The organism is Spirosoma sp. KNUC1025 (genome assembly GCF_045160025.1).
GTDB lineage: Bacteria > Bacteroidota > Bacteroidia > Cytophagales > Spirosomataceae > Spirosoma.
In genome coordinates, this window is sequence record NZ_CP087139.1 from 1400155 (window position 1) to 1417066 (window position 16912).

Annotated in this window: 10 protein-coding genes and 1 pseudogene; 2 read left to right on the forward strand and 9 right to left on the reverse strand. The window is 47.5% G+C overall.

What is annotated here, in order from left to right; genetic code table 11:
- Positions 1-108: 108 nt before the first annotated feature.
- The 3 genes from LN737_RS06250 to cysM all read right to left on the reverse strand — a co-directional run bounded on the left by LN737_RS06250 (position 109) and on the right by cysM (position 4815).
- Positions 109-2676 carry a DNA translocase FtsK gene (locus LN737_RS06250; RefSeq protein WP_405517159.1) on the reverse strand — a complete coding sequence of 856 codons (2568 nt, stop codon included), beginning with the start codon at positions 2674-2676 and terminating at the stop codon, positions 109-111.
- 128 nt (positions 2677-2804) lie between these two features.
- Entirely contained in the window at positions 2805-3854 is a 1050-nt protein-coding gene (locus tag LN737_RS06255) for a quinone-dependent dihydroorotate dehydrogenase (protein WP_405517161.1), read from the reverse strand.
- 88 nt (positions 3855-3942) lie between these two features.
- Positions 3943-4815 (reverse strand): cysteine synthase CysM, encoded by an 873-nt coding sequence (gene cysM / locus LN737_RS06260; RefSeq protein WP_405517163.1) that lies wholly within the window; start codon positions 4813-4815, stop codon positions 3943-3945.
- 287 nt (positions 4816-5102) lie between these two features.
- Here cysM and LN737_RS06265 point away from each other — a divergent pair, with 287 nt between their 5' ends.
- On the forward strand, positions 5103-5558 hold the full coding sequence (locus LN737_RS06265; protein WP_405517165.1) for a LytTR family DNA-binding domain-containing protein: 456 nt from the start codon (positions 5103-5105) through the stop codon (positions 5556-5558).
- 72 nt (positions 5559-5630) lie between these two features.
- Here the strand turns inward: LN737_RS06265 and LN737_RS06270 are convergent.
- From LN737_RS06270 to LN737_RS06280, 3 genes and pseudogenes are all read right to left on the reverse strand, one after another.
- Positions 5631-7333, reverse strand: a pseudogene (locus tag LN737_RS06270) (AMP-binding protein).
- A gap of 248 nt (positions 7334-7581) precedes the next feature.
- Positions 7582-8292, reverse strand: a complete 711-nt coding sequence (locus tag LN737_RS06275) for an MBL fold metallo-hydrolase (RefSeq protein WP_405517167.1) — start codon at positions 8290-8292, stop codon at positions 7582-7584.
- A 45-nt stretch (positions 8293-8337) separates the two neighbouring features.
- The gene (locus LN737_RS06280; protein WP_405517169.1) at positions 8338-10980 is read right to left on the reverse strand and encodes an ATP-binding protein; all 2643 of its coding nucleotides are present in this window, start codon (positions 10978-10980) and stop codon (positions 8338-8340) included.
- Between the two features lie 366 nt (positions 10981-11346).
- On the opposite strand from LN737_RS06280, the gene LN737_RS06285 reads away from it, so the two are divergent.
- Positions 11347-11607 (forward strand): hypothetical protein, encoded by a 261-nt coding sequence (locus LN737_RS06285; RefSeq protein ID WP_405517171.1) that lies wholly within the window; start codon positions 11347-11349, stop codon positions 11605-11607.
- Between the two features lie 380 nt (positions 11608-11987).
- On the opposite strand, the gene LN737_RS06290 is transcribed toward LN737_RS06285, so the two are convergent.
- Genes LN737_RS06290 through LN737_RS06300 form a run of 3 tightly spaced genes read right to left on the reverse strand, consistent with a single transcriptional unit; the run spans position 11988 to position 16896 of the window.
- Positions 11988-13091 carry a response regulator gene (locus LN737_RS06290; protein ID WP_405517173.1) on the reverse strand — a complete coding sequence of 368 codons (1104 nt, stop codon included), beginning with the start codon at positions 13089-13091 and terminating at the stop codon, positions 11988-11990.
- Positions 13092-13105: 14 nt separating this feature from the next.
- Positions 13106-16222: a PAS domain S-box protein gene (locus tag LN737_RS06295; protein WP_405517175.1), complete on the reverse strand. Its 3117-nt coding sequence runs from the start codon at positions 16220-16222 to the stop codon at positions 13106-13108.
- Complete coding sequence (locus LN737_RS06300; RefSeq protein WP_405517177.1) at positions 16204-16896, reverse strand: PAS domain-containing protein; 693 nt, start codon at positions 16894-16896, stop codon at positions 16204-16206. Before LN737_RS06300 ends, LN737_RS06295 begins: the two co-directional genes overlap by 19 nt.
- Positions 16897-16912: the final 16 nt, after the last annotated feature.

Here is a 16912-nt window from a genome sequence, read left to right on the forward strand (position 1 = left end):
TCCTGCGACTATTCTGCTTGTAATAGAGACCAGAAAACGTCAGAAAAGTTTAACGAAGTTGGCTGGACGCACTTCCTTTTTGCTGAAAGCGCACTCGATGCAGGCTGGCTATTCCCCTTTTAGCCGCTTGAGCATTTCTTCCAGCATTTGTAGATCGGCTACCAGTACGTCGCGAGCCTTGCTGCCTTCAAACGGGCCGACAATTTTAGCGGCCTCCAACTGATCGACCAAACGTCCGGCACGGTTGTAACCCAGTTTAAGTTTACGCTGAATCAGGGATGTACTGCCTTGTTGATGGATAACAATCAGCCGAGCAGCTTCATCAAACATTGGGTCCCGGTTGGCGAGGTCGACATCTTTATCATCGCTTTGTCCGCCGTCGTCACCGACAAATTCAGGCAGAACATACGCGTCATCGTAGCCGCGCTGGTTGCCTACAAACTCACAAATCTCTTCAATCTCATTGGTGTCGACAAATGGGCACTGGAGACGAATAATGTCGGAGTTTGACGACAACAGCATATCCCCCTGACCAACCAATTGTTCGGCACCACCCGTATCCAGAATGGTTCGTGAGTCAATTTTTGAGGTTACTTTAAACGACAACCGAGCCGGGAAGTTGGCCTTAATAAGCCCTGTAATAACGTTGACCGACGGGCGTTGGGTTGCCACTACCAAGTGAATACCGATAGCGCGAGCCAACTGCGCCAGTCGTGCAATGGGCTGCTCGACTTCCTTTCCCGCCGTCATCATCAGGTCGGCAAGCTCGTCAATGATCAACACGATGTACGGTAAGAAGCGATGGCCTTTTTCGGGGTTCAGCCGCCGTTTGACAAACTTCGCGTTGTATTCTTTTAAATTACGGCAACCCGCATCTTTAAGCAGGTTGTACCGGTTGTCCATCTCGATACATAATGAATTCAGCGTATTGACGACTTTCTTCGTATCGGTAATGATGGGTTCCTCTGAATCAGGGAGCTTAGCCAGAAAGTGCCGTTCCAGCTTATTAAACAACGTAAGCTCCACTTTTTTAGGATCAACCAGCACCAACTTCAATTGCGAGGGGTGCTTCTTATAAATCAGAGAGGTAAGCAGTACGTTCAAGCCAACGGATTTTCCCTGACCTGTAGCCCCGGCCATAAGTAAGTGGGGCATTTTTGCCAGATCCGCTACGTAAATATCATTCGAGATGGTTTTACCCAGTACAACCGGCAAGTCAAATTTGCTGTTGTTGAATACGTCACTTGTAATAACCGACCGCATCGAAACCATCTCACGGTTCTTGTTGGGCACCTCAATCCCAATGGTGCCCATACCGGGCATCGGGGCAATAATACGGATACCAAGCGCCGATAGGCTCAAGGCTATATCATCCTCCAGGCTCTTGATTTTCGAAATACGTACACCTTTGGCGGGTACAATCTCATACAGGGTGACAGTGGGGCCAATAGACGCTTGGATTGAATCTATTTCAATACCGAAGTTGCGCAGGGTCGTTTCAATACGTTCTTTGTTGGCCGTCAACTCATCATCCGACACATTGGCTTTTCGGCTGTTCTGGTAATCAACCAGCAATTCATTTGTAGGATACTGATATTGGGGCAGATCAAGCGTTGGATCATATAATCCATGAACCGACACTAAATCATCATCTTCAAACGGGTCGGGTTCAACTGCCGAAACCGGTGTTGTAACAAGTTCTTCATCGGCCGACGTATCAGAGACAGCATCCCGGTTTTTAATAGTCAGAGTAACCCCTGTTGTTGTCGGAATTACTGAATCGACGGCGGGCGCTTTGTCTGGGATAATTTCACTGGTAGCTATTCCATTGACATGCGGCTCCTCCTGGTTAATTGGCGAATAGTCAGGTTCCGGTTGATAGTGGGGCTCTGGTTCCTGTTCTTCGTCCAGTTCCAGCTCGCTCTCCTCATACGTTTGTAGTGGGCTATCATTACGTTTCTTGGGTCTTGGCTGACTGATACGTGAAAAATCAGGCACACTAATCTTGCGGACATCGAAAAAATAAACGACGAAGAAGAACAGTAAAAATCCGATAAAGGCCAGATTTCCCCAGCCAAACAGACCGTAAAGGGCTACGTTGGCCTCGTAGCCGATGCCCCCACACCACACACTGGCCGTTTCGACAGAGTTGGTCGCAAGTACGATATAACCCAGGATAAGACTGCACCATACGGCCGCAAAGAGCAGCGCAGTAGTGGTTCGGCTCAGTGGGAGTAGTTCATAGCCAAATGTCAATTTGAAGCCAGCCAGAAAAATAATGATCGGGAAAGCCAGCGCGCCCACGCCAAACCAGCGAAAAACAAAGACATGCGCTACGTAGGCACCAACCAACCCAACCCAGTTGCGTGTCTCGGTAGCAGCCTCGGCTACTGGCTGGGTAAACGCAGCGCCGACTACGCTCTGATCAGCCGAGCCAGTCATCAAATAAGAAATGAAGGCAAACAGTAAGCCAATGGCAATCACCATCAGCAAAACGCCCAGCGTTAGGGTTGAGCGCTGATCTGTAAACCATCGGTCGATAGCGGCTCCCCAATTGAACGACTGTCGCCGGGGCCCACTACCTGATGTACCATTGGTTAAGCGAGGGCGAGGTTCGTTACGTTCAACAGGACGTCGGAGAGTATTCTGGCGTGGAGATGTCGTTGGCTGTGCCATGCGTTGGGGTCGGACTATGCGGCAGGTAAATTTCCTTTTTTTTTAACGAAAAACCACGGGAATTTGATTTTACATTTCACAAATGTAAACTAAAGTTGGATAATCCTAAACCTTCCTATTGTGCGGCTCTACAAGGCTTTCAGTATTCCCTGATTTATTTTTTTTGCCAGCCCCGGACCTTCATAAATAAAACTGGTGTACACCTGGATCAGACTGGCACCAGCGTTGAGTTTTTCCTGGGCGTCCTCAACCGAAAAGATACCCCCAACCCCAATGATGGGGAATGAACCACCTGACTGCTGGTGCAGATAACGAATCACCTCAGTAGCCCGCTCACGTAGCGGCAACCCGCTTACACCGCCCGCTCCAATCTGGGAAACAGTAGATGGATCGGTGATCAGGTTTTCGCGGCTGATGGTTGTATTTGTTGCAATGACACCAGCAATACCCGTTTCAGCCACTATGGCAATGATATCATCTAACTGACCATTGGTAAGGTCTGGGGCAATTTTGAGCAGAATGGGTTTTGCGTTTGGGCGTTGTTTGTTTTCCTGCTGCAAGGCAGTAAGCAGTTTTGTGAGGGGCTCGCGTTCCTGCAAATCCCGCAGCCCCGGTGTATTCGGCGAACTGACATTCACAACGAAATAGTCGACCGTATCGAATAGTTCGCGAAAGCTAATGAGGTAGTCACTCAGCGCTTCTTCATTAGGTGTGTCTTTGTTCTTACCAATATTCCCTCCTATTATCACCTGGCGATTGCCCCGGTTCTGGCCAAACTGACGAAGCCGGCCAGCCGCCGGGCCTACCCCTTTGTTGTTGAACCCCATGCGATTAATCAAGCCTAAATCGGCTTTCAGACGGAACAGGCGAGGCTTCGGATTGCCGGGCTGCGGACGGGGCGTTACGGTACCAATCTCAACAAAACCAAATCCTAAGTCGCTCAGCTCACTGACCAGATCCGCATTTTTATCGAACCCGGCCGCCATACCAACGGGATTTGGAAAGGTAAGACCAAATACGGTCCGGTTTAACCGCTTGTCTTCCAGTACGTACCATTTTCGGCAGATGGTTGAGAACCCTGGAATAGCCAGAACGAATTTCAGTAAAGTCGATACAGTGTGGTGAATCGTTTCGGCGTCGAAGCGGAAGAGAAACGGTAGGATAATACGCTTGTACATAAGCGCAAAGATAATGTAGAGTCGCCCCTGCGGGTTGGACGTATGTGAAAAAGATTCCGTACGTCGACCCGAAGAGATGGCAGTATGATTAACCGAATAGATTTGACGAAAGATAACGGTCGCCCCGGTCGCAGATGATGCAAACAATTACGCCGGATTCCAGCTCATTGGCCAGCTCGACGGCGGCATGAACGGCCCCACCGCTGCTCATACCCGCAAAAATGCCCTCTACGTTCGCCAGCTTACGTGTCATGGCTGTTGCTTCCTCAGTCGACACTTCCATAACTCGATCTACCCGTTGTGGCTCAAATATTTTCGGCAGATACTCTACCGGCCATTTTCTAATGCCAGGAATTGATGAGCCGTCGGTAGGCTGACAACCCACAATCTGCACATCAGAATTCTGTTCTTTCAGGTAGCGCGACGTGCCCATAATGGTTCCTGTGGTGCCCATTGACGAAACGAAGTGCGTAATCTGCCCCGACGTATCCCGCCAGATTTCAGGGCCTGTAGTCCGGTAATGCGCCAGATAATTGTCGGGATTGGCGAACTGATTAAGCAGAAAATAGCCTCCTTTGCGAACCTGTGCCTCCGCAAAATCACGGGCACTTTCCATCGTTTCGGTTAGAATCACTTTTGCACCGAAAGCTTCCATCGTCAGAACCCGTTCACGAGTGGAGTTTTCCGGCATGATGAGTTCTATTGGGATGTCATATAAGCGGGCAATCATGGCTAAGGCAATCCCCGTGTTGCCACTGGTGGCTTCAATGAGGGTCATTCCTGGTTTTAGTTCGCCCCGGGCCAGAGCGCCCTGAATCATGCTGGTTGCAGCCCGGTCTTTTACGCTGCCGCCTGGGTTATTGCCTTCAAGTTTGCCGTATAATTTAACGTGAGGGTTGGGATTTAGGCGATTCAGTTCTACCAGGGGGGTATTACCGACTAAATCAAGCAAGGTTGCCATGCTAATTCTATGAAACTTGTTCTTTGAGATAGTCAAGGTTAAAGAGCCGTAATAAGTTCGCGTACGGTGTTATTCATGCCTGATTTACCCGTTGTCAGGAGGCTAAAATTATACAAGTATTTATTTGTAAATAAACCCGAGCGTCTTTGTAGGAATCTTTTTATACGTAGCTAATTGCTTGATAATGAAATTTGTGTAAACTTGCTATTGTAGAAACTTAGACGCATGGGTTTGTCAATCTAAACAACCCTCTACGTCACATTATTCACACCCTTTATTGATTAACTATGAAAGCAACTCTACTTGCTAAGCCTCTTACTGCTATTCACCTTGAGCAAATTGCCGGGCAACTGGGCATGTCAGATCTAACCCTTCCTTTTGTTGGACACCGCCGAAAAATGCCCATGCACCGTATTGTGCGGCTGGAAGGGGAGGGGAACTACACCGTTTTTCATTTTGCCGACGGAAGCCAGCTGATGGTTTCGTTGACGCTGAAAAAAATGGAAAGCCGCTTATCGCCGAAAGTATTTGCCCGACCTCACAAAAAAAATATTATCAACCTCCTGTATCTGGAAAGTATAGTGCCCGACCGGCAGCAGATGAGCGTAAGTCTGGTCAATGGCGATCGGGTTGATATCTCCCGCCGGAAGGCCAGCCGGTTTATCAAACAGGTGAAAGGTTTTCAGCAGGAACTTCTGACGCTCGACGGCAAGCCGACCGCTCCAGTTATTGTTGTAGCGTAATCGATAGGAGCGTATAACGTCCAGGTTTCATGTTCAGGAGAAATCCATTCTCGGAACATGAAACCTGGTATTTTATTTTTTGAGTTTTTCCATTTCCTCGTCCCGTAACGGACGACGAAGAATTTTGCCAACGTTTGATTTTGGCAACTCGCTACGGAACTCAATGATCCGGGGCACTTTATAAGGAGTCAGGTTTTCCCGACAGAATGCTTTAATGGTTTCAACAGTAAGCGCCGGGTCTTTTTTAACGACAAATATTTTGACAACTTCTGTCGATTTTTCGTCGGGAACGCCAATGCAGGCGACTTCTAATACGCCGGGGCACTGCGAGACAACATCCTCAATTTCATTTGGATAGACGTTGAATCCGGATACCAGAATCATGTCTTTCTTGCGATCGACGATTTTAAAGAAACCGTCATCATTCATTACGCCTACGTCGCCAGTTTTAAACCAGTCGCCCGTCATGGCCTTGGCTGTCTCTTCGGGCCGATTGTAATAGCCTTTAAAAACCTGAGGTCCTCTGGCTACAATTTCACCGGCTTCGCCAACAGGTGCATCCGTGCCATCTTCCCGAATGATTTTCATGTCGGTGCTCGGCCAGGGAATACCAATGGTTCCGACCCGAACCGTACCGTCGATTGGGTTTGAGCAAAGAACGGGAGAGGTTTCGGTTAGGCCGTATCCTTCGCAGGGTGTGTTTCCTGTGAGCTTGGCCCAGCGTTCCGCCACAGATGTTTGCAGCGCCATTCCGCCGGCTGAGGTAACTTTCAGATGGCTAAAGTCCACTTCCCCGATTCGCGGATGATTTAATAAGCCGTTATAGAGCGTATTCACGCCCGTAAAGGCTGTAATTTTATACTTTTTCAGATCGTCGATAAAAGCGTTCAGATCACGCGGATTTGTGATCAGCAGGTTCATGGAACCACTTTTTAATCCTGCCAGGGCATTTGTCGTCAGCGCGTAGACATGATAAAGGGGTAAGGCCGCCACAATAATGCCTTCGCCATCAGGAATATGAGCGGGCTGCATCCAGTAATTCTGCCCTTCTACATTGGCGATAATATTCCGATGCGTTAGCATGGCGCCCTTCGAGACGCCCGTGGTGCCACCCGTATACTGCACAAAGGCCAGATCGGTATTTTTTATGGATACGGGTCGGAAGGGTTGTGTACTTCCCCGGTTCAGTGCATCGTTGAATGAAATGGCGTTAGGCAGGCTATAGGCAGGAACCAGCTTTTTAACGTATTTGACAACAGCGTTAACAAGTTGCTTCTTCGGAAATCCCAGCAAGTCACCAAGTTGCGTAACAACTACGTGCTGAATATCCGTCCGGTCTATGATTTTTTCCAGATTACTCGCAAAATTGGCCAGTATTACAATGGCTTTCGACCCCAGTCCTTAAACTGGTGTTGCATTTCACGGGGCGTATACAGCGGATTTGTATTAACGACCGCCAGCCCAGCCCGTAATGCGCCAAACATAGCCACCGGATACTGCAACGTATTGGGCATTTGAATGGCAATTCGGTCGCCTTTCTGGAGTTTTAAATCATTTTGCAAAAATGATGCAAACTGTTCCGATAGCTTATCCAACTCGCCAAACGTAATCTGTTTGCCCATACACGCGTAGGCAGGACGGTCCTTGAATCGCTGGCATCCTTCTTCCAACAGCGACGCCAGTGATGGATATGCATCCGGGTTGATCTCGTCCGGTACCTCCTTCGGATAAAACCGTCGCCAGGGGTATGGATTTATAGTCTCTTTCGTCGCCATGTCAGGATTGAAGGGTTTAAAGCAAAAATAAAATAAAATCAAGAAAACCAGCGATGCTTACAATCAAAGTTAGATCAATCTATCATGAATTAATGCTTTGACTTGCCATCCTTTGACTTTCTTTCTGTTGAAAAATTCGTTCTTGTTCGATAAAAAAACGAAAGGCTGACGGGATTAAATTGCCTTTGTTCATTAAAAGACTTCGAACAGCTTTCGGAATCACCTCGCGGGTTCTGATGGGCTATAAACTAAACGCCACGCATACCGCTAAACGTTGCCTTAAATTTATGATTAGCCTGCTGCTTCAGTGTTCCCCCATGACCAAATACCGCTTGATCAAAGCTTAGTTCAGACAAGGCTAAAAGGCTTTTAACACCCAAAGCCAGATCTTCATAAACCGTACTTAAACCCAGACCGGCAATGTTGGCACAGGTGTCACCAGCTAGTAATACGCCTTCATTCTGTAGCAATAAGGCAATATGGCCGGTGCTATGGCCCGGTGTATGAAGAACCTGAAGTCCGCCCGCTACGGGAATCACATCGCCATGATTCAGGCGCTTATCAATTAGCACGGGATCAATGGCGCTGTTGCCTCGTTTGATAAACAGCTGGTAAATAATCCAGTTAATAACTCCAGGCGATAAATGAATGGGTGCACGTCCACTAAGACCTTCCTCGAGCAGAGATGCTTCCAGATGATGAGCCAGTATGGGAACGCCTAGCTCACGTTTGATATCGGCCGCACTACCGGCATGATCCGGATGCGCATGCGTCAAAATCACTTGCCTGATAGCATTTGGGTTTTCGCTCCCCTGCTCAAGTGCCGAAAAAATCTTATTCATGCTGCCTTTGTAACCCGTATCGATGAGCGTCAATCCATTGTCTTTTATAACAAAAACATTGACAGCACCCAGACTGATCTGATACAGGGATGGCGTTATGGATCTTAATGTTGACATGGTACTCCAGGCTAGGGCCGATGACTATAAACGAACAAATGCGGGTTATGCCTGTGGCAGATACACCGTAAAGGTTGCTCCCGCTCCCGGCTGACTGTGGGCCGTAATGAAACCACGGTGGTTTTCAACTACTTTTTTGACGATGGCCAACCCGATACCGGTACCAATGTACTCATTACGGCCATGCAACCGTTGGAACAGCTCAAAAATGCGTTCCTGATACGATTCACTGAATCCAATGCCTTTATCGATCACTTGAAGCGCTACCCACTGTTCCTGATTACCAGTGAGTCTGGGCTGAGGAAGTTGATCGCCCGAAATCAGGGAAGCCTCTACCCGTACTACGGGGGGCTGATCTGGTTTTGTAAACTTCAGAGCATTGGTAACTAAGTTCTGGAGTAGTTGCCTAAGCTGAGTTGCATTACCGGCAATTGTAGGTAACTGAGCTGTGGTAACCCGTGCTTTTGTCTCCAGAATGGTGGTTTCCAGGTCGCTTAAAACATCCTGGAGCAATAACTCCAGAGAAACCGGCTGGAAAGGAGGTTGCTGAGTGGAAAGTCGGGAGTAATCCAGCAAATCTTTAACCAGAATCTGCATACGTTGTGCTGCATTCTGCTGCCGTCGAAGCAAATCCTGACCCACAGCATCCAGATTGTCGGCATACTGGGTAAGCAGTATATCGCCAAAGGACTGAATTTTACGTAGCGGCTCCTGCAGATCATGGCTGGCTACATAGGCGAACTGCTGCAAATATTCATTTGATCGACTCAGGGCTATATTATTCGCTTCCAGCTGTTGCTGGTAAACGCGTAAGGGCGTAATATCGGTCGTAATCATCAATACGCCTTTACGAAACGGACGGATATCATACTCATACGTTAAACCCAGCTGAGGGTAATCTATCGACGTATGTATAGACTTTCCGGTATGCGAAACGGATGCCAGCGCTGGAAAAACAGCCCGTTCTCTAACCGTTGGGAATAGGGTAAGGATAGTTTGGTTCAGTAGGTCCTCCTGCGTAAAATCACGACCAACAAAATGGGAAAACAAACGTAATGTGGCCGGATTGGCTAGTGAAATCCGGAAATCAGAGATTTGTTCAGGCAAGTCGTACAAGGGGTCAAGCAGCAAAATACTGCTGGTAGAGCTGTTCAGGACTCCCGTTATCAGATCGGCCTGCCGTTGCAGATCCAACTGGGCCAGCTTGATGGCTGTGATGTCCATAAACGTAACAATAAGTCCATCGTCAATAGCCACCGTCGATAAATCGTACCAGATCGTACCCGCTTCGTTTGCCCACTCAAAACGCTGCGCTTGGCCCGTTCGTGAAACAGTTGCATAGCGGTCAAACAAACCATTAACCATCTGATGCGGCATAAGCTCAGACAGGGGCTTACCTTCCAGGTCCTGGAGTGAACGTCCAAGCAATTGTGCCAGTGTGGCATTAATCTTCTCAAGCGTAAAATCCACAAGCATCCCGGCCGGATTACGAACGGTCTTCAGCCAGGCAATACCTGTTAGGGAGTTATCGAGTACGGTTTGTAGTAAACTGGCCTGCTGTTGCTGGGCAAGCTGAGCTTCTTTTCGGGCGGTTATATCCAGCGTTGTCAACACAAAGCCGTTTCCGTGACGTACCGCTCTGCAATCAAACCAGACTACATGGTCACCCACCTGGCGAGACGTTTCAAAATGATCACTCTGGCCCGTTTGCACTACGGCTTTGTAGCGGTCGAAAAGCCCGTTTTCTCGTAGGTAAGGATATAACTCAAGGAGTCGCTTACCCGTGGTCGACTGAGTTGGTCGAAAAGGCCGGTAAGCGGGCAGTTCATTTCCGGTGCTGGTCATGAAGTCAATAATCTGACCCGACTCATCCCGAATCGACTCGTAATAGCGAACCGCGGCTGGTGAACTACTCATTACACTTTCGAGCAACAGAGCGCTCTTTTGCCCCAGCGTAACATCCTGAAAGGAAACCAGCAGACCATCGCCGTATTTCACCACAGATACGTCCAGCCAAATATCCTGGGGCGGTAGGTAGAGGAGCTGGTGATAAGGTTGATCTGTAGTAACAACGGCTACGTATCGATGGAATAATTCATAGGCTTCCATATTCGGGTAGCGTTCACTGATGGGTCGGGTCAGTATGTCATGGCGGCTCTGACGAGAAATAGCGGCTCCTGCCTGATTGCAGAAAATGGCCTGAAAGTCTATGATTTCATGCCTGGCGTTACGTAGTGCCTGAAACAGGGCCAGCCCAGTTGGCATCGTTTCCATCATCTGCTCAAGCGAACCCACCTTACCAAGCTCCTGCCCGACCTCTACCAGAGAAAGCACTACCAACCGCTCGTCCGCTTTCAGGAGTTGGCAATCATAAGTGGAAGAAAAGGTTATCGGTAAGCCCGAACGATGCAGCTGAAATTGGCTACTGATTCCTTGTTCGTAAATCAGATGAAGCTGCTTAAGCAGTTCAGGGGAGTTGAAGGGAAAAGGTAACTGATCGAGCAAAGCCCCAACAGGCGAAAACGGCAACTGACCGGCAAGCTCCATCGCTTCTGCGTTAGCCTGTCTGACCCTGAAAGAAGGAACCGGAATATCGGCTGAATCAAACTCAAGTATCAGCACGGCATTCTTGCTTGAACGGGTACGGGAGGCTGATGAAGCAGAATTTGGCGGAAATAACGTATTCACAAGGTTGAGGCAGGCAAGTTGGGTTAGCGCAAAAGAACGTATTCCTGTTAAAGATAATCTTTACATGAGCCAATAAAAAATAGCGCTACGTCCAGATACAGTTGGTTTCAAGACAGGATTGTGTCGTTTATTTCAACGGTACCTCTCCCCAAAGCAATTTTTCACTTTACCAAGAACCTAAACAGGCCTATCAGATACGTTTTATCGACACTTACTGCCAAAAAACGTGAAAATTTAACAGTTTATCGAATCGCAGGTATAGTAACTTACCGCACCTGTTAAATTTATATTAGCTAATTCGGAAGAGAGATGATCCGTGTAGCATATCCTTATTACTGAAAAATTTATTAAAAAGAAAACGTACGCATGATTACCTCTTCTAATGTACCATTGCCTGGTAGTTATCAATATCAATATCCAACTTTTGTTGATATTCCGCAGTACATTACTATCCATTTTCTGACTCCCAATCAAAAAGGAGCTTTCGTAAGCTACCCAAATCACCCAAACCAAAAAGCGCCCCAGATTATACCTATTGAATGGTTTGAATCGGTGATTATGAAACGACTCAAACCAAAGGCGCCAACCATAGAAGTAGAAGCTTTATCGAATTGCGGGTGGCTCTAGCTTCATGCATACAATTGTAGGAGGCTAAGGACAGAACGACTTTGCCTAGTTGATGCCGCTCTGTTGGAATTAGTCGGCATAACTACAGAAAGGTGGATTCAGGATTATTTTCGCTGACTTGTACTATGTTACATGCCGAAGGCATGGCATGTTTATAGAAATAAGTAGTTGCTCATCCATTAGCGTGCCGAAGGTATGCCATACTCACTGTGATGGCATACCTTCGGTACGCACGGCTTCCGGTAGAGCCTTTTTCTATAAATATGCGATCACTACGTGATCAGACTGGTCCAGTCCCAAATCCACGGTAAAGAAAGCCTTTTTGCTGGCTAATTGGATGGATTTTGCACGGATAAACTTTCGTACGTAGCAAGACGCCTTTAGCTTGCCTGCAACATTGGTAACCGGATAGTTACTGTTGTTGGTCCGGCTGACGGACTTTCAATGATCAGCTTGCCTTCGTTTAGCTGTACCAGACTTTTTACGATTGATAATCCCAGGCCAAATCCCTGTTGTTCGTATTGTTTACGGTCAAACTGTTTGTAAGGGGCAATCTGAGCAATATTCTCTGGCGTGAAAGGCTGCCCCGTATTGGTAATTGAAAAGCAATAATCCTCCTGGTCAATTGCTCCTCTCATATGCACTGTCTGGTTTACACTCGAAAATTTAAAGGCATTATCAATTAATTCTTCGATACAGATTCTAACATTTTCCTCCGACATTCTTACCTGAGCGGTGTTCACCTGACTACAGTAGTCAATCTTCTGACTTTGCCGGTATTCAACGGCTTGCGTAAGCTCTTCGACCAGTTCTGCCGTTACGAATGAACTTCCCTCCGAAAAATAGCTGTACAATGAGTTCGTTGATTGCAGATGCTGAAGCTCGTCCATTAGCTGAACATTATTCAGCGACCGTTTAAGGCGCTCTCCGCTCACCTTTATCATTTCTATAAAAGATAAAATCTCGTCTTTGTCGAGTGCCTGATATTGATCAACCAACAGGGTCGAAAAGCCAATAATCCCATTCAGGCACGTATTGTATTCATGAGCTGATAACGAAGTAAAGCGGTGCCTGTACTCTTCAATCTGCGAGTTGATGTCGGCCTTGCGAAGTGCTTCCCGCTGCAAACGACTGGTAATGGTTTGCAGTAAATTTTCGAATGTAAACGGCTTGGTTAGGTAATCATCCGCCCCTTTTATCATACCCTGGCGTATATCCCCTGGTTCTGTTTTGGCGGTCAGGAAAATAAAGGGTACACTGGCTAGCAAGCGGTTATTCCGAACGGCATCCAGTACCTGATAGCCATTCGCTTCGGGCATCATAATGTCGCAAAGGATCAAATCCGGTCGCTGTAACAAGGCCTGTCCAATTCCCTCCCGTCCGTTCGATGCGGTATCGACCTGATAGCCACATAAGGTTAAGAGTTCCTGCACATTTTCCCGGATTTGAACTTCGTCTTCTATAAGCAGAATTTGCGTGGACATGATACGTTATAAAATTAGTGATCTGCCAACAAGGCCAATCGCGGGTTGAGTGGATTATTATGTAATTTGGGTAAGGTGATTGTAAACATTGTCCCGGCATGTTCATCACTCTGCACATCGAGAAGGCCGTTGTGCAGTTCGACAAACTGCCGCGCAATGACTAAACCTAAGCCAGTTCCGGGAATACTGGTTGCGTTACTAGCACGTGAGAAAGCCTGGAAAAGGGTGGGGAGTTCTTTGGTGGGAATACCAATTCCTGTGTCGACTACCTGTATTATTACCGAATTGGTCTCAAAATTGAGATAGAGGTTGGGCGATTCTCTCGAGAATTTAAAGGCATTCGAGAGTAGGTTAACGATTACGTGACCAATCAGGATCTCATCTAGAAAAACTAGTTCAGACGTACCTTGTACCTGGACATTGACAGTTCGTCGATCATCCCGCTTACTGAAATGGGTGTTAATGGTGCGTTCACATAAGGTGGTTATATCCACCCATTTCGGATCGAATTTTACTTTACCGGCTTCAATACGGCCAATGGTGAGAATATCGGTTAGCAGTTCGCCAAACTTTTCTATTTCTTTCTGGATTACGCCTAAGTGATTTTTAATCAGCTGATTGATATTCGGCGATTGCAAATCCATGTAAAGCTTGATTAAATCGACGCTCGACTGGATGGTAGTTAAAGGAGTTCGGAACTCGTGTGAAGCCGTCGAAACAAATTGCGACTTGAGCTGATTCAGTTCCTGCTCCCGACGTAGCGATTCCTGCAAAACCAGTTCCTTTTCTTTTTGGCTGGTTATGTCATTGACAATCCCGATCTGACGGATGATTTTACCGGCTTCGTCGCGAATAATAAAGGTTCGAATTGACATCCAGAGCAACGCGTTGTCGCTTCCTTTCCGGCGGCATTGGATCTGCACATCTTTTCCGGCCATGTACTGATTCAGAGCCTCTGCGGCTGCGGGTTTGTCGTCGTCATAAATGGCCTCCATAAAGGAAAATGGATTGTCATAAAGACTCTGGCAACTGCGGTTCAGTAGCCGTTCATAGGCAGGATTTACGTACAACAGGCGAAACGGGTCGACCGAATTAATCCAATAAATTTCGTCAACGTTTTCAGCGATCTCACGGAACCGCTGTTCACTTTCCCGTAGTGCTTCCTCCGCCACTTTTCGTTCGGTTACGTCCCAAATCACACCGATAGTCCGAATAACTTCAGCCTGTTGGTTTCGAACCATCAGACCGATGAGTTCTAAATGACGTACTGCGCCGTCATTCTTTCGGATAATTCGGGCCGAATTAGAAATCTTATTGCCAGTTCCGGCAAAGTTTTGTCTGATACGCTCCAGATAGGCGGGCAAATCGTCAGGATGGACCTGACTGGTAAAAGCATCGAGGCTCCGTTCAGTTTGATGGGGATCTAGCCCCAGCAACTCGGCAAAATTTTCATTCCAGAAAACATTACCCGTCTCATTATCATGCTCCCAGATTCCCTGATACGTTGCCTGGGTAGCAAGTTCGAGACGCTGATTCAGGCTTCGTAGCTGATCTTCCGTTTCCTGGCGTTCGGTAATGTCGCGCGCTGATCCGTATACGACGTTATCAATCCCGATCGCATTCCACTCGATAATACGGTAGCTCCCATCTTTCCGGCGCATCCGGTTAATCTGATTGCGAACAGGCTGCCTGAGTATGTTTGTCAGTAAATTTCTGTAAACAGACTGCTGCTCAGCGGGATGAATCAAGTATAAGAACGGAATGGCCTTTAACTCAGCGGCTGAATACCCCAGTGTTTTCTGGAAAGCCCGGTTAACAGACGAAATATTGCCCTGACTGTCGGAGATGCAGTGCATGTCGAGGGCCCCCTCAAAAAAGGTATTCAACTCCTGATTCTTCCGCTGTAGATCTACTTCCGCCTTTTTTAGCGCTGAAATGTCTGTGGCAATGCCGACATACCCAATTACGGCCCCATTTTCGTCCTGCAAAACACTGGCTGCTAACAAAATAGGCGCTCGATACCCTGCCTTCGTAACTGCCACACACTCACAATAGAAGTAACCTTGCGAAGCGAATGCTTCAGCAAAAACATTGGCAATTGGGGCTGCATCGTCAGCCCATTGATAAACCAGCGTAGGTAGGGGGTCATCAGTGGAGCCTGGCTGGAGAAAAATTCGTCGCCCAATCAGTTCGTTGGCCTTATAGCCTAATAAATGTTCACAGGCCTGATTGGCAGTTTGAACAACTCCATAGATATCTGTCGACACAATGGCCTGCCCGGCATGTCGCAGAATTGCCTGATGCACAGTCGACAGCCGACTGATTTCCTGGGTACGTTCTTCTACCCGTTGCTCAAGATGTTCGGTATATTGCTTAAGTTGTTCGTCCAGCTGTTGCTGATACAAAACAATTGCTAACTGACTAGCTAATTCCTGAACAATTTGCAGATACTCTTCCGTAAAGAAATTAGGGCTTACCGACGAGAGCGTAAAGGCGCCAATGCACTCTTCCCGGCTGTATAGGGGAACCAGGACCTGTGAGCGAAATCCCTGTACATAAACCGCTAAATCGGCTGGTACGTTGTATGAGTCTGCCTCCAGATCAGGATAATAAATAAGTTGATCCGGTGTCTGGTTTCGCTGAAAAAGTTCGTGAAAATAATGGGCTGATAATGTAAAGATGGGGTTGGGGTCCAGTTCGCCTTCCATAACCCGGCACTTGGCCGTTGCCAAACCTGTAGTATCACTGATCTGAAATACTGTAATGCGATTGCAGGGTACCATGAAATGCATGTATTTCATGGCGATCAGCAGGGGCGACTGCTCGGCCATACGGTAGCTAAGTAAAGCCTGATCAATCGCAAAAAGCCCCTCCAGGCGTTGATTCGCCCGCTGTATGGCCGCTTCCTGCTGCAATCGTTGAAGGACATTCGCTACCAATGCACTAAACGTCTCCAGAAACGAAACATCATTTTGATTCCAGACCTGAGGTCTGTTTATGGTATAAAAACCGATAAACCCCTTTGTTTTCCGCTCCTCAACCAACGGAATGGCGATCATTGAATGAACGGAAATAAACTCGAAGAAGCCTTTCTCCTGAATCTGCTCTGGTGTTAGCTGATCAATTTGCAAGCGTATAATCTCACCATTTGACAATTTTGGCCACATCCAGTCGAAACACTGACGGGGTCTGGTCTGGATTTTATTCTTTCTGGGGCTGATTCCGGGGCGGACCATTCATGCTGGCAACGCCCTTCCTGATAATCCTCTGAATACAAAAATACCGATGCTCTCTCGGCGTCTATGTACTTACTAATGTGGCCCAGGGCTTCAACGATATACGTATCGACTTCATGCGCTTTTAGCGTTATAAACCGGCTCGAAATAGCTGAAATTGTAGACTCCATGGCCAGCCGCCGTTCAAGATCATGTTCCGATTTCTTTTGTTCATCGATAATCTGAACATTGACCAGTATCAGATCTTTGTCGGTAGTTCGGGTAAGCGTAGTACTTATCCAGATCCCAGTATCTTCCTGCATGTAATGCTCGTGGTAGTGGCATGGGTTGCTGGAAGAGATAGCGGCCAATGAGCGTTGGAGCAGTACACTGGCGCGAGCTGGTGAAAAAACCTCTTTGAGGCATCTTCCAGCTATCTCTTTCTGCGTTCGTTTATGAAGCTGGGCTAATGCTTTATTGATAAGCTGGTAGCGAAAATCCGTAATCTCCCCCTGGTCATTTCGAACAGGCTCCAGAATGGCGCCACCCTGCGGAGACGTATCAAACCAATGCTGCAATAAGTCTTTCAAAATCTAATTCGTTTAC